A 14,539-nucleotide genomic window follows, 5' to 3' on the forward strand; every position below is an offset into this window, starting at 1 on the left:
TATCTAAATCGTTCAGTTTATAAACCTGGTGCTTTCCATAGTGAAGTTGTTAATCCACTATCGACCAGTTGTAATTGTTTAGCATAAACATCTGCCCATTTTGCCTTATGAGCTTTATAGAGTTCATGATTGTCTAAATTTGGCTGATGTTGCCGCTCAAATTTGACTAATTTTTTCCCTGCCTCACTTAATGATGGGTAAATACCCACGCCAACACCAGCCGCAATCGCACAACCGAGCGCGGTTGCTTCTTTTACCACTGGAATATTGACTACAAGCCCTGTTACATCAGATAGGATTTGGCTCCACAGTTTACCTTTGGCACCGCCACCAGCAAAAACAATCGATGTAAGTTTAACGCCAGAGAATTTTTCTACTTGATCAAGATTGCATGAAGAAACGATTGCGGCATTTTCTTCTAAGGCGCGGAAGAGGACAGGCTTATTACATTTTTCAGGATCAATAGATAAGTTGATAAAAGAGGGAGCAGCGTGGTACCAAGATTTAAAATGCATTGCATCTGAGAAAATTGGAATTACGCCATTAGCACCCGCGGGCACGCGTTCTGCCATTTGTTCTAATAAAGTATAAGCATCTGTACCTAGGCGTTCAGCTAACAATTTTTCTTCTGCACAAAAGGCATCTCTAAACCAGCGCATAGTTAAGCCAGTAAAAAAGCTGATTGATTCTGCCTGTACTAATGGGGCAATGACATGTGGGTTGATACGCACATTCATTTCAGGATCAGTTACTGCTTTTGGTAAATTGACCACTTGTTGCCAGAATGTACCGCCAATCACTGCGGCTTGTGAAGGTTCTGTGATCCCTAAGCCAATACAACCTAGTTGTACATCGCCACCGCCTACTACAACAGGTGTACCTGCTTTTAACCCCGTTTGCTGGGCGACAAGTGCGGTCACTTTTCCTAAAATTTCACCTGTTTCTTTTACTGGTGTGAGGATATCTGAATTTAACCCAGCCATATCTAGGAGTTCAGGTGACCATTGACGTGTTTTTAAATTCAGCATGCCAGTTGTGCCTGCATTAGACGGTTCAACAGCCAATTCACCACTTAGCATGAAGCCAAGCCAATCGCTGATCATTGTCATTGCTTTAGTTTGGCGGTAAATATCACTGCGGTGATGGGCTAACCAAAGTAAGCGAGGGACGGCACTTAAGGCAAGTGTTTGACCTGAAATGGTATAAAGCTGTTGTTCAAACGTATAGTTATACAGCGTTTTTAATTCATTAACTTCTTCTGTTGCACGTGCATCGACATTACCACAAGCCCAAATTGGCTCTTTATTTTCGTTATATAACACTATGCCTTCACGCATTGAGCAAGTAGAAATAGCAGCAATGTGTTCTGCTGGAATTTGCGATTTTTGTAATGCTTGTCGGATGCAATCACAAGCTAATTGCCAGTTGTTGTTTAAATCAAATTCCATCGACCCAGGGATGTTTGGATCAGAAAGGTGAGTCCATTCGCGTTGGGCAGCAACGATTTGATTTCCTTCGAGATCAAAAATCACTGCTCGTACACTACCCGTGCCCGCATCAAGTGCCATAAGATATTGATTGCTCATTGTATTCTCCTTTAAGTGAAGGAAGGAAAATGAGCTCTAACCGCATTAGACTAACGCCGCTAATATCATCCGAGCCGTTTTTTCTTCCGTTACTAATGAATTAATATGTTGTCCATAAAGTGCGCTTAAGATGGCTTCTACTTTATCTTCTCCACCTGCAATACCAATAACATGAGGAATTTTTTTCAAATTATCGAGAGAAACACTGATCAGTTCTTCATGTAGCGGCATATCAGGTTGGAGAGATCCGTCTTTTTGCATGAAATAACCGAGAATGTCACCAACGGCACCTTGTTCGCGAATTAAATGTTGCTTTTCTTCAGTAATGTAGCCTGTGCGTAATAAGGTGGCTTGTCCCTTTTGTCGAGTCGCGCCAATACCAACAATAGCAGCATCTGCATTGCAAGCCGCAAGCATAATGTCCCTGACGCAAGCTTCACGTTTAAACAATTTTGCAGCCTCAATTGAGGAGGCACGCAATGGAGCTGGAATAATACTGACAGAACAAGAACCATCAAGCTGTCCAATCCCCTTCATATAAGCACCCACTCCACCAGATAAAGTAATGAGTTTGATATTATTATGCGTAATAAACTCATTACTGTGCTTGATGGTTTGCATAATGGTTTCACCAAAACCAATTGCTAGTAGCTGATTAGGTTTGAGCATTGACATCAACATCTGTGCTGCACCGACACCTAATCGTTGATTAATTTCATTTTTTTCTAATGCGGGCAAAATACGAATATGTTTAAGTTGAAAGCGTTCTTTCAGCGCCTCTTCTAACTCAAGACAACCTGTAAAACGAGAGTTAATTTGTACTTTTATAATGCCTTGTTGGCGTCCTTTTTCTAACAAACGTGATACTTTTAAACGTGGCAACCCTAATTTTTCACCAATTTCACCTTGTGTTAAGTTATCGTGATAATAGAACCAAGCAATACGCGCTAATAATTCTTCTTCTGTCATGACTTGGGTAACATCACTGTTATGATCAAATTTATTCTCATTCATAGTCGTTCTCTAAATTGTCTAAGGCATTATTCATTTGTTTAATTTTATTATCAACTGTTCATTTTAGTTTTTTGTTTAATTGTGAAGAAGATCACTTTTTTCTAATAAATGAACTATTTTGTTTATTTTAACACAAGTTTTAATCTATTTTTGTGATCTTGATCGCGGAAATATTGTGAATGAAAGATTAATATAATTAACAAATGATAAATTAAAAAATCATTTGTTCAATTTTGAGGAAGAGATTAACTATGCAATCTGACAATTTAGAGCACACATGTTTATTAGATGCGCGTAATATCAGTAAATCTTTCTCTGGGGTTGAAGTACTGAAAGCAATTGATTTCTCATTGTATGCAGGCGAAGTCCATGCCCTTTTAGGCGGAAATGGTGCAGGTAAATCCACATTGATGAAAATCATTGCGGGTATTCAGCCTCAGGATAGTGGTGAATTGATTATTAAAGGCAAACATCAAACAGGTCTATCACCCAATAAAGCACATCAACTGGGCATTTATCTTGTCCCTCAAGAGCCGTTGTTATTTCCAAATTTGACAGTAAAAGAAAATATTTTATTTGGTTTAACACAGGGGATTGAAAATGAACAAAAACTTACTGCACTTTTAAGTGAGCTCAATTCCCATTTAAAACTGGATATGCAAGCAGGATTACTTGAGGTTGCTGATCAACAGATTGTTGAGATTATGCGTGGCTTGATGCGTAATGCAGATATTTTAATTTTAGACGAACCTACCGCCTCTCTTACACCTGCAGAAACAGATAATTTTTTCAAAAAAATTCACTCTTTACAGACAAAAGGAGTGGGGATTGTTTTTATTTCGCATAAGTTACCCGAAGTTTGGCAAATTTCACAGCGTATCAGTGTGATGCGTGATGGTTATATTGCGTTAGCAGGTAAAACAGAAAATCTTAATCGTGATGAAGTGATTAGTGCTATTACACCCAAAGCCAAATCCACACAGTTATCTGATTCACAGAAATTATGGTTAGAGCTACCAGGTCATAATCGAGTGAAATCGACAGAAAAACCGATTTTAACGCTAAAAAATTTGACAGGTGAAGGCTTTAAAGACGTTTCTTTGCAAATTTACCCTGGTGAGATTTTAGGTTTGGCGGGTGTGGTTGGTGCTGGTCGTACTGAACTTGCCGAAACAATTTATGGGTTACGCCAAAAAAAATGTGGTGAGATTTTATTTGATGATCAAGAAATTAGCCAAATGAGTATTAAAGAGCGCTTGCAGCAGGGGATTGTCTATTTACCTGAAGATCGACAAGCATCTGGCTTATATTTAGATGCTCCTTTGACATGGAATGCCTGTGGATTGACTTATAACAATATGGGCTTTTGGATTAATAGTGCAAAAGAAAGTGCGATTTTAGAACGCTATCATCGTGCAATTGGTATTAAATTTAGTGATGAGCAACAAGCTGCCCGAACGCTATCGGGAGGTAATCAACAAAAAGTATTGATTGCAAAATGTTTAGAAGCGAATCCAGCGTTACTCATTGTAGATGAACCAACTCGTGGTGTAGATGTTGGTGCTCGGGCAGATATTTATCAGCTAATTCAGAGTGTTGCAAAACAAAATGTTGCAGTGCTGTTTATTTCTTCTGATTTAGAAGAAATCGAGAAAATGTCTCAGCGTGTGTTAGTGATGCATGATGGGCATGTAAGCGATTCACTAGTGGGTGAGGCAATTAATACAAATAACATTATGAATATGGCATTTGGCGGCACAAGCGTATAAGGAGAGCAATACATGTGGAAATTTATACAAGATAACCGTGAACTGACGATTGTATTTGCGATTGCTCTGCTTTTTTTGTTATTAGGATTTGGTGGAAATGGCTTTCATATACAAACATTAGCCATGATTTTTAACTCTGCACAAATTGTTATTTTATTAGCCATTGGTGCAACTTTCGTGATTTTAACCCGAAATATTGATGTATCAGTAGGATCAACAATGGGATTGTGTGCTGTCATTGCAGGCAGTTTATTAAACGCAGGTTTTGGTGCAAGTGCTTTTATCATTACATTATGTTGTGGTTTTTTGGCAGGGTGCTTCAATGGTGTACTTGTCACATTATTACGTATCCCAGCCATTGTTGCGACCTTAGGTACATTAGGTTTATACAAAGGCATTATGTTGCTGATTACTGGGGGGAAATGGATTGAGGGGTTACCGCAAGATCTTAAAACGCTTTCATCACCAGCATTTTTAGGTATTTCACCGATTGGTTGGCTTCTATTGGGGTTGATTGGGTTGACTTATTTTTTCTTAACTAAAATCAAACAAGGGCGTGATTTTTATGCTGTTGGAGATAACTTGCAAGGTGCATTACAACTGGGGGTACGCGTAGATCGTGTTCGTATCGCTGCATTTGCTATTAATGGTACGATGGCAGCCTTAGCGGGTATTGTGTTTGCATCACAAATTGGTTTTGTACCAAATTCAACAGGTAATGGCTTAGAAATGAAAGCAATTGCGGCTTGTGTATTAGGTGGTATTAGCTTGCTTGGTGGCGCAGGGAATATTATTGGTGCAGTGCTTGGCGCTTATTTTTTGATTCAGATTGACTCTATTTTAGTGTTATTAAAAGTCCCAGCTTATTGGAATAACTTTGTAGCAGGTTTGGTCTTACTCATCGTGTTAGTTTTTGATGGACGGATACGTGTGATGATTAGCAAAAATATCAAGCTACAACGTTATGCTCGTTTCTTAAAAGATGATGCAAATACAATGAAATAAGGAGAAAGAAGGATGCTTAATGTAAAGAAATACAGTTGGGAAATAGCCTTATTTTGTTTAGTTATCATTGAAATTTTAGGTTTTGGTCTGTTCAATCCTCGCATGTTGGATTTAAACGTCTTGCTTTACAGCACTAGTGATTTTATTTATATCGGCATGTTAGCCCTCCCTTTAACAATGATCATTGTTTCTGGTGGTATGGATATATCTTTTGGTTCGACAGTTGGGCTGTGTGCGATTTTATTGGGGGTTTTATTTAAGGCAGATGTCCCCTTGATGTTAGCGATTTCACTCACTTTTGTCGCGGGGATTGTATGTGGTGTGATTAATGCCAGTTTAATTCTGTACACCAAAGTCAATCCATTAGTGATTACTTTAGGGACGATGTATCTTTTTGGTGGTGGTGCGTTGCTATTGTCGGGGTTTGCGGGTGCAACAGGCTATGAAGGTATTGGTGGTTTTCCTGAAAGTTTATTAGAGTTTGCGAATCAAACTTTGTTTGGTATTCCAACACCGATTATTTACTTTTTAATCATGACAGTCGTGTTTTGGTTATTGATGCATAGAACTACTGTTGGTCGGAGCATTTTCTTAATTGGTCAAAGTGAGCGTACTTCGCGCTATAGTGCAGTGCCTATTAACCGTACGCTTTATATTATTTATGCCGCGATTGGTATTATCGCAGCGTTTGTTGCGATTCTTTTAGTGTCTTATTTCGGCTCAGCCCGTTCTGATCTTGGCAGTTCTTTATTAATGCCTGTCTTGACGGCAGTTGTACTGGGTGGCGCCAATATTTATGGTGGCTCAGGTTCTATTATTGGCACAGCAATTGCTGCACTTCTGATTGGATATTTGCAACAAGGTCTGCAAATGGTCGGTGTTTCAAATGAAATATCCAGTGCATTATCAGGTGCGTTACTTATTATCGTTTTAATCGGGAAATCGATTAGTTTGCACTACAGTGCCATTGTGCAATGGATTCATCGAAAAACGAGAAGTGAGTCAAATCATTAATGTTCAGATCCAAAATGAAGGAGAATTAATTATGAAAAATCAATTAAAAGCTACCGCACTTGCTATTGCTGTTGGGCTATCAACGTTAGCAACAGCACAAGCAGCTGATCGTATTGCTTTCATTCCGAAGTTAGTAGGTGTTGGATTTTTCACCAGTGGTGGACAAGGTGCAACTGAAATGGGTAAAACATTAGGTGTAGATGTGACTTATGATGGTCCAACAGAGCCAAGTGTGTCTAACCAAGTACAATTAATTAATAACTTTGTTAACCAAGGTTATAACGCAATTGTTGTTTCAGCCGTCTCACCAGATGGTTTGTGTTCTACTTTACAACGTGCGATGAAACGTGGTGTGAAAGTCTTGACTTGGGATTCTGATACAAAACCTGAATGTCGTAGTCATTATATTAATCAGGGTACACCAGAACAATTAGGCTCAATGTTAGTAGAAATGGCGTCTAGCCAAATTAGCAAACCAAAAGCGAAAGTAGCGTTCTTCTACTCAAGCCCAACGGTAACCGACCAAAACCAATGGGTTAAAGAAGCGAAAGCTAAAATTGCAAAAGATCACCCAGAATGGGAGATTGTTACTACTCAGTTTGGTTATAACGATGCGATTAAATCTTTACAAACAGCAGAAGGTATTTTAAAAGCCTACCCAGATCTTGATGCAATTATTGCGCCAGATGCTAATGCCTTACCTGCGGCAGCACAAGCAGCAGAAAATTTGAAAGTGAATAATGTTGTTATCGTTGGGTTCAGTACACCGAATGTGATGCGTCCATATGTGAAACGTGGCACAGTGAAACAATTCGGATTATGGGATGTTGTACAACAAGGTAAAATTTCAATTGCTGTTGCAAATGATTTATTAAAAGGTAAAGCATTAAATGTTGGTGATAAAGTAGATGTACAAGGTATTGGTACAGTAGAAGTATCGCCAAACAAAGTTCAAGGTTATGAATATGAAGCAAAAGGTAATGGAATCATTTTATTACCAGAGCGTGTCGTGTTCACAAAAGAGAATATTGATAACTACAATTTCTAATTGAGGAGAAGTAAATGGCAGATTTAGATGATATCAAAGACGGTAAAGATTTTGGTTTAGATCGACCGCAACAGCATAAAGCCTTTTATTTAAAAGGATCAGGCGCACTTGATTGGGGAATGCAATCTCGTTTAGCGGATATTTTTAATCCGAAAACAGGCAAAACAATCATGCTAGCTTTTGACCATGGTTATTTCCAAGGACCTACTACAGGCTTAGAGCGTATTGATTTACATATTGCGCCATTATTTGAATATACTGATGTATTAATGTGTACACGAGGTATTTTGCGTAGTGTTGTGCCACCTGAAACACGTAAACCTGTTGTGTTAAGAGCTTCTGGTGCAAACTCGATCTTAACTGAGTTATCGAATGAAGCAGTTGCAGTTTCTGTCGAAGATGCATTACGTCTAAATGTCTCTGCAATGGCGGCACAGGTCTATATCGGTTCAGACTATGAGCATCAATCGATTAAAAATATTATTCAATTGGTGGACCAAGGAACACGTTATGGTATGCCAACGATGGCTGTGACAGGTGTCGGTAAAGATATGGCTCGTGACCAACGATATTTCTCACTGGCGACACGTATTGCAGCAGAAATGGGAGCTCATATTATTAAAACTTATTATGTGGATAAAGGTTTTGAGCGTATTACGGCAGGTTGTCCAGTTCCAATCGTCATTGCTGGTGGTAAGAAATTACCAGAACGCGATGCGTTAGAAATGTGCTATCAAGCGATTGATCAAGGTGCATTAGGAGTGGATATGGGACGTAATATTTTTCAATCTGATGCGCCAATTGCCATGTTAAAAGCAGTACATGCAGTGGTACATGGTGGTGAAACCGCAGAAAAAGCATATCAACTTTATCTTGATGAGAAAAATAGCTAGTTCATAAAATGAAAGAGCGGTTGAAATGGAGAAAAAACTGACCGCTCTTTTTCACTCATTTTCCTTCATTTAGGGAGTCAACTATGTTTGCAATGTTAGTGGAAATTAATATTAAAGAAGGTAAAGAGCAAGAGTTTCTAGAAGTTTTTGCACGAAACCATATTGGTACAAGACAAGAACCTGGTAATTTACGTTTTGATGTATTGCGTGATCCAGAAATCAGAACTCGCTTTTATGCTTATGAAGTTTATGTTAATGAGCAAGCTTTAGAAGCACATCGTCAAACGCCGCATTATCACCGTTGTGTTGCAGAACTAGAACCCATCATGACTGGTGCAAGAAGTAAAAAAATTTTTGAGTGGGTGATGCCAGAGAATATAGCGAATGAATGTGAATAAACAACAACTAATTCAGCAATTAAGAAAGCAACCAATTAGTGTCGGTGTTTTAGCATCTGATTGGTTGAAATTCCCTGAAACTTTAACCACATTAGCACAACATGATTTACATTTATTGCACTTCGATATAGGTGATGGTCAGTTTTCCCCTTTTTTTACTGTAGGCCCTATTGCAGTTAAGCAATTTGCTTCACCTTTTATTAAAGATGTACATTTAATGGTCAAAGATCCTTTGCATGTTGCGAGAGATTGTGCGAAAGCAGGGGCGAATATTATTACACTACAAGTGGAACAAGTGGATACGCTCGCTGAAACGATTGCTTATCTTCACGAAAATTATCCTGATGTGTTGATTGGATTAACACTTTGTCCAGAAACACCATTGGAGTCGTTACAGCCTTATTTGGAGAAAGTTGATTTAATTCAACTACTCACATTGGATCCTAGAACAGGTATAAAAGCGTCAACAGATGTCGTTATTGAGCGAATTTTAGCATTAACGAAAATGTTAGGAAGCGTTCGTGATGAGAAATTGATTGCTGTAGATGGCTCAATGAACTTAACACTTGCCACGCAGCTTTATCCATTTGATATTGATTGGATTGTATCTGGTAGCGCTTTATTTAGCCAAACAGATTTAAACCGCACTTTAGCTGAATGGCGAACTGCTTTTTCTCAATAAATTTAATAATCAAAAACACCGCATTAGTCTGCGGTGTTTTTTTCTATTTATAACGTCGTTTTAATCGAATCAATCCTTCGCTTATGAATAAGAGCATGGAGATCATTAAACAAATAAAGAGTGGAATAGTTTCGCTATCCAGTTGCTCGCCAATTAAAAATGATACAAATAGCATCATAATAGGTTCAGCATAGCCTAATAAGCCGAGCACGTTAATAGGCAGTAAGCTACTGGCAACAATATAAGTATTGAGTGCAACACCACTGATTAAACCAAGTAAAACCAGTAACCATAAAATATTTGGGTTGACTTGTTGTACTGTATTGAGATCAACTTGTAAGGCGAAATAGATACAAACTGGCAATAATAAGCTCATTTCGATACAAAAACCTGCAAGATCGTTAATTTTGAGTATTTTACGCGTAGCAAAATAAGTGCTGTAACCGAAACTGACTAAAAGAGCCTCCCACGAAAGTCCACCTTTTAAAATAATATTGGAAAATACACCAATAGCCGCAATGACAACAGCAAAAAATTTAATCCTTGAGATATATTCTTTGAAGATAACACGTCCAGTTAGGACCATGACTAAAGGTAAGAGTAAGTAACCAAAAGACACGCTTAGCGCACTGCCGTTATTGGGTGCCCATAGAAATAACCAGATTTGAATCCCCATCATCGCCGAGTTAAATAAAAAGCCTAAAATTAGCAGAGGTTGTTGTTTAATACGTTCAAAATAATGTAGAAGTGCTTGTTTTTGTTTAAATAAAAACACAGCAGCAATGACGAAAGGTAGAGTAAAAATAATACGAAACCCGAAGATATCCTCGCCCCCAAGTGGCTGTAAAAGGGTGGAAAAATAATATAAATAGCCGAATAACACTGAGGCTGATAAAGATAAAATTATCCCTTTTAACATAGACTTATCCTAGAGCAATATAAAATTAACGTGTTGTTAACAACTTTACTCCAACACTTGCCAAAATGCACGCACTAATGGTTTAGCTAAGCATTTTTTTTGTACACAAATACCTAATTCAAAAGGTTGTGCTGGTGGATTTAAATGTAATATTGAAATTTGGCTATTCATTGGACTGTTTTTAATCACAACATCAGGTAACATCGCAACACCACAACCGAGAGCAACCATTGGCATAATTGCCTCATGTCCAGCGACAGTAGCATAAATTCTAGGATGTTTAATTTTTTGTTGTTTAAACCATTCGTCGATACGCTGCCGAGCGGGCCCCTCAACAGGTAAAATAAACGGAACTTGTTGCCAGTCAATCGGTGTTTTTTGTAACAATTGTGTCGCAGGACAGGCGATGCGAGGGGCAATGAGTGACAGACTAATATCATCAATATAATGAAATTCGACACTGCTTGGTAAATTTTTTGGTCGACCAGCCAGCGCAAGATCAACTTGTTGTGTTTGTACTTGTTGTAATGCAGAGGCTGGATCGCCAGTAGTAAGCTGAATCTCGACTTTAGGATAACGCGCTCGAAATTTTTCTAGTATATTTGGTAAATGGCTATAAGCTGCAGTGACGGAGCAGAAGATTTTCAGTTCACCACAGAGTACTTCGGTCGGATTATCGCGCAGTTGTTGTTTTATTTGTAGCCATTCTGCCCAACTTTGTTGTGCGAAGGGAAGGAATTGTTCACCTGCTTCTGTAAGGACAACTTGGCGATTATCGCGAAGGAATAACGTTTGTCCTAACTGCTCCTCCATGCGTTGAATTTGGCGCGAGAGTGTAGAAGGTGACATATGGTTTTGTGTCGCTGTTCTAGCGAAGTTTTTTGTTTCACAAAGGTGCAGAAACAGTTTGAGATCGTTGAAGTTCAAGGTGTAAGTTTCCCAAAATATCGTATTAAATAGTTCTTATGTTGCAATAATTGCAATATAAAATACCAATAATATCAATTTACGCAATGATAAAAATCACTATAATCAAAACAAAGTACAAATAATATGCAAATACAACATCATACCAATACACAAACAACATCAAATTTAAGGACATAACAATGGCTAACTATTTCAACACATTAAATTTACGCCAACAATTAGATCAATTGGGGCGTTGCCGCTTTATGGATCGTAATGAATTTGCTAATGAAGCAGATTATTTAAAAGGCAAAAAAATTGTTATCGTCGGTTGTGGTGCACAAGGACTGAATCAAGGATTAAATATGCGTGATTCAGGTTTAGACATTAGTTATGCTTTACGTCCTGAGGCGATTGAAGAAAAGCGTGCCTCATTCCAACGTGCAACAGAAAACGGCTTTAAAGTAGGTACTTATCAAGAATTAATTCCAACTGCTGATTTAGTCGTAAATTTAACGCCAGATAAACAGCACTCAAAGGTTGTAGCAGATGTGATGCCATTAATGAAACAAGGTGCTGCACTGGGTTATTCTCACGGTTTAAATATCGTGGAAGTGGGCGAGCAAATCCGCAAGGATATCACAGTTGTAATGGTGGCACCAAAATGTCCAGGTACAGAAGTGCGAGAAGAATATAAACGTGGCTTTGGTGTACCAACATTGATCGCAGTACATCCTGAAAACGATCCAAATGGTGATGGTTTAGAAATTGCTAAAGCTTGGGCGGCTGCAACAGGTGGTCATCGTGCAGGTGTGCTAGAGTCTTCATTTGTTGCTGAAGTGAAATCTGACCTAATGGGTGAGCAAACTATTCTGTGCGGTATGTTACAAGCGGGCTCAATTGTGTGTTATGACAAATTAGTTGCAGATGGAAAAGATCCTGCTTATGCAGGTAAATTAATCCAATATGGTTGGGAAACGATTACAGAAGCTTTAAAACAAGGCGGTATTACTTTAATGATGGATCGTTTATCGAATTCAGCTAAATTACGTGCGTTTGAGCTTTCAGAACTCATTAAAGAAAAACTCGCGTTTTTATTTGAAAAACATATGGATGACATTATTAGCGGTGAGTTTTCCTCAACCATGATGGCAGACTGGGCAAATGGTGATGTGAACCTTTTAAAATGGCGTGAAGAAACGGGAAAAACAGCATTTGAGAATGCACCAAAATACGAAGGTAAAATTAGTGAACAAGAGTATTTTGACCATGGTGTATTAATGGTTGCAATGGTAAAAGCGGGCGTTGAACTTGCTTTTGATACTATGGTAGCCAGTGGTATTTATGAGGAGTCAGCCTATTATGAATCATTACACGAACTGCCATTAATTGCGAATACGATTGCACGTAAGCGTTTATATGAAATGAATGTGGTAATTTCTGACACTGCTGAATATGGTAATTACTTATTTGCTAATGTTGCGACACCGATTTTAGCAAAGGAAATTATACCAATGTTAGCACGTGGTGATTTAGGTGAACCGACTCCAACAGTTGAAATTGATAATATTACTCTACGTGATGTGAATGATGCGATTCGGAATCATCCGATTGAAATTGTGGGACAGGAATTACGCGGTTATATGACGGATATGAAACGTATTTCGTCAAATTAATTGAGTCTATTTAGGTATAAAAAACCAGTCATGAATATGACTGGTTTTATTATATCAATATTTCACAAAATCAGACCGCACTTTAACTTATAATAGTCTTATTGTTCTTCTCGTTTGACTTCGTCCCAAAGCAAATCCATTTCCATAAGTGAACTGTCCGCAAATGTTTTATTATTCTGTTTGAGTTTTCTTTCTACAGCACGAAAACGTTGCTCAAATTTGTGGTTAGCTTTGCGTAAGCTTTCTTCGGGTTGGCAATGTAAATGGCGACTGAGATTTACGACAGCGAATAGTAAATCTCCGATTTCCTCTTCAATTTTAGCTTGCTGCCTAGGTGATTTTTCTATTTCTTGCTGAACTTCATTTAATTCTTCTTTAATTTTTTCGATGACATGAGTTGTCTCATTCCAGTCAAAACCTACTTTTGCACAGCGTTTTTGTAATTTTTCAGCTCGCATTAATGCAGGAAATGCATGGGGAATATTATCTAAAATTGATGTTTGTCCTTTGTTTTGGTTTTCTTGTGCTTTAATAGCATTCCAATTTTGTAAGGCTTCTTGCTCATTATGTGCTTTTTTATTACCAAAAACATGGGGATGACGACGAATAATTTTACTGGAAACAGTGTTCACTACGTCATCAAAAGTAAAATGCTCATCTTCAGTAGCTAACTGGCTAAAGAAAATGACTTGTAATAGAAGGTCTCCAAGCTCTTCTTTTAAATCTTGCATATTGTTTTGTTGAATAGCTTCGATGACCTCATAAGTTTCTTCAGTTAAACAAGGAATCATGGTCTGATAATTTTGTTTCAGATCCCAAGGACATCCTCCATTTGGATTGCGTAACTGAGCAATCAGTTTTACAAACTCTTGAATTGAATATGTCATTTTAAGTAGACCTTTTTTAAAAAATTGAGATTTATCATAGTATAATTTTTATTTCGTAAGTGGAATGTTAGTTTAACAGGAAAACTTCTTTAAAACGTGATCTAGTGCATACTTTTTTTTATGGAGCGGTGTTATGATAATATTACTTTATGAGTAATCCCCTCGATCAGATAAGGAGTTTATTATGTATAAACACGTATTAGTAGCAGTAGATCTTTCTGATGAAAGTCAATTTTTATTAGAAAAAGCGGCTGGCGTAGCAAGACGGAATGAGGCGAAGTTATCAATTATTCACGTTGATGTGAACTTTTCTGATCTTTATACAGGATTGATTGATGTTAATATGGCGTCAATGCAAGATCGTATTTCTTCTGAAACACAGCAAACATTAGTTCATTTAGCCGAAAATGCGAGTTATCCTGTGACTGAAAAACTAAGTGGTAGTGGTGATTTAGGTCAAGTATTAGCCGATGCTATCGAAAAATACGATGTTGACTTGCTTGTTACTGGTCATCATCAAGACTTTTGGAGTAAACTAATGTCTTCAACACGTCAAGTGATGAATAACATTTCAGTAGACATGTTAGTTGTACCTTTACGTGATGAATAAGGTCGACTTATTTGATAATTAAACTTTTGTAAAAAGTTTGTAAAAATGTAACCGCACTTTGATGAGAATGTTGAAGTGCGGTTGGTTTTTTTGTAGGCTTGAATGGGCAAAAAATCTTTATTTTTTATA

14 protein-coding genes are annotated in these 14,539 nt (G+C 37.9%); 9 read left to right on the forward strand and 5 right to left on the reverse strand.

Annotated elements, in window-relative coordinates; genetic code table 11:
- Nucleotides 1-17 precede the first annotated feature (17 nt).
- Nucleotides 18-1,586, reverse strand: a complete 1,569-nt coding sequence (gene lsrK / locus DYE19_RS09850) for an autoinducer-2 kinase (RefSeq protein WP_115323421.1) — start codon at nucleotides 1,584-1,586, stop codon at nucleotides 18-20.
- A gap of 45 nt (nucleotides 1,587-1,631) precedes the next feature.
- The gene (lsrR, locus tag DYE19_RS09855) at nucleotides 1,632-2,600 is read right to left on the reverse strand and encodes a transcriptional regulator LsrR (RefSeq protein ID WP_115323422.1); all 969 of its coding nucleotides are present in this window, start codon (nucleotides 2,598-2,600) and stop codon (nucleotides 1,632-1,634) included.
- Nucleotides 2,601-2,851: 251 nt separating this feature from the next.
- On the opposite strand from lsrR, the gene lsrA reads away from it, so the two are divergent.
- The 7 genes from lsrA to DYE19_RS09890 all read left to right on the forward strand — a co-directional run bounded on the left by lsrA (nucleotide 2,852) and on the right by DYE19_RS09890 (nucleotide 9,409).
- Complete coding sequence (lsrA, locus tag DYE19_RS09860) at nucleotides 2,852-4,369, forward strand: autoinducer 2 ABC transporter ATP-binding protein LsrA (protein WP_115323423.1); 1,518 nt, start codon at nucleotides 2,852-2,854, stop codon at nucleotides 4,367-4,369.
- 12 nt (nucleotides 4,370-4,381) lie between these two features.
- Complete coding sequence (gene lsrC / locus DYE19_RS09865; RefSeq protein WP_115323424.1) at nucleotides 4,382-5,374, forward strand: autoinducer 2 ABC transporter permease LsrC; 993 nt, start codon at nucleotides 4,382-4,384, stop codon at nucleotides 5,372-5,374.
- 12 nt (nucleotides 5,375-5,386) lie between these two features.
- Nucleotides 5,387-6,388, forward strand: coding sequence for an autoinducer 2 ABC transporter permease LsrD (lsrD, locus tag DYE19_RS09870; protein WP_115323425.1), 1,002 nt, complete (start codon nucleotides 5,387-5,389; stop codon nucleotides 6,386-6,388).
- Nucleotides 6,389-6,419: 31 nt separating this feature from the next.
- Nucleotides 6,420-7,436, forward strand: a complete 1,017-nt coding sequence (lsrB, locus tag DYE19_RS09875; RefSeq protein WP_115323426.1) for an autoinducer 2 ABC transporter substrate-binding protein LsrB — start codon at nucleotides 6,420-6,422, stop codon at nucleotides 7,434-7,436.
- Between the two features lie 14 nt (nucleotides 7,437-7,450).
- Nucleotides 7,451-8,329 (forward strand): 3-hydroxy-5-phosphonooxypentane-2,4-dione thiolase, encoded by an 879-nt coding sequence (gene lsrF / locus DYE19_RS09880; protein ID WP_115323427.1) that lies wholly within the window; start codon nucleotides 7,451-7,453, stop codon nucleotides 8,327-8,329.
- Between the two features lie 83 nt (nucleotides 8,330-8,412).
- The gene (lsrG, locus tag DYE19_RS09885; protein ID WP_115323428.1) at nucleotides 8,413-8,727 is read left to right on the forward strand and encodes a (4S)-4-hydroxy-5-phosphonooxypentane-2,3-dione isomerase; all 315 of its coding nucleotides are present in this window, start codon (nucleotides 8,413-8,415) and stop codon (nucleotides 8,725-8,727) included.
- Nucleotides 8,714-9,409 carry a beta/alpha barrel domain-containing protein gene (locus DYE19_RS09890; RefSeq protein WP_115323429.1) on the forward strand — a complete coding sequence of 232 codons (696 nt, stop codon included), beginning with the start codon at nucleotides 8,714-8,716 and terminating at the stop codon, nucleotides 9,407-9,409. Before lsrG ends, DYE19_RS09890 begins: the two co-directional genes overlap by 14 nt.
- A gap of 43 nt (nucleotides 9,410-9,452) precedes the next feature.
- Here DYE19_RS09890 and rarD read toward each other — a convergent pair whose 3' ends face one another.
- The gene (gene rarD / locus DYE19_RS09895; protein ID WP_115323430.1) at nucleotides 9,453-10,328 is read right to left on the reverse strand and encodes an EamA family transporter RarD; all 876 of its coding nucleotides are present in this window, start codon (nucleotides 10,326-10,328) and stop codon (nucleotides 9,453-9,455) included.
- 45 nt (nucleotides 10,329-10,373) lie between these two features.
- On the reverse strand, nucleotides 10,374-11,255 hold the full coding sequence (gene ilvY, locus DYE19_RS09900; protein WP_049214807.1) for an HTH-type transcriptional activator IlvY: 882 nt from the start codon (nucleotides 11,253-11,255) through the stop codon (nucleotides 10,374-10,376).
- 182 nt (nucleotides 11,256-11,437) lie between these two features.
- Here ilvY and ilvC point away from each other — a divergent pair, with 182 nt between their 5' ends.
- The gene (gene ilvC, locus DYE19_RS09905; RefSeq protein ID WP_115323431.1) at nucleotides 11,438-12,913 is read left to right on the forward strand and encodes a ketol-acid reductoisomerase; all 1,476 of its coding nucleotides are present in this window, start codon (nucleotides 11,438-11,440) and stop codon (nucleotides 12,911-12,913) included.
- Between the two features lie 98 nt (nucleotides 12,914-13,011).
- On the opposite strand, the gene mazG is transcribed toward ilvC, so the two are convergent.
- Nucleotides 13,012-13,800, reverse strand: a complete 789-nt coding sequence (gene mazG, locus DYE19_RS09910; protein ID WP_049214809.1) for a nucleoside triphosphate pyrophosphohydrolase — start codon at nucleotides 13,798-13,800, stop codon at nucleotides 13,012-13,014.
- 184 nt (nucleotides 13,801-13,984) lie between these two features.
- Here mazG and uspA point away from each other — a divergent pair, with 184 nt between their 5' ends.
- Nucleotides 13,985-14,410, forward strand: coding sequence for a universal stress protein UspA (gene uspA / locus DYE19_RS09915; RefSeq protein WP_049214810.1), 426 nt, complete (start codon nucleotides 13,985-13,987; stop codon nucleotides 14,408-14,410).
- Nucleotides 14,411-14,539 lie beyond the last annotated feature (129 nt).

It is taken from the genome of Pasteurella canis (assembly GCF_900454865.1).
Classification (GTDB): Bacteria; Pseudomonadota; Gammaproteobacteria; order Enterobacterales; family Pasteurellaceae; genus Pasteurella; species Pasteurella canis.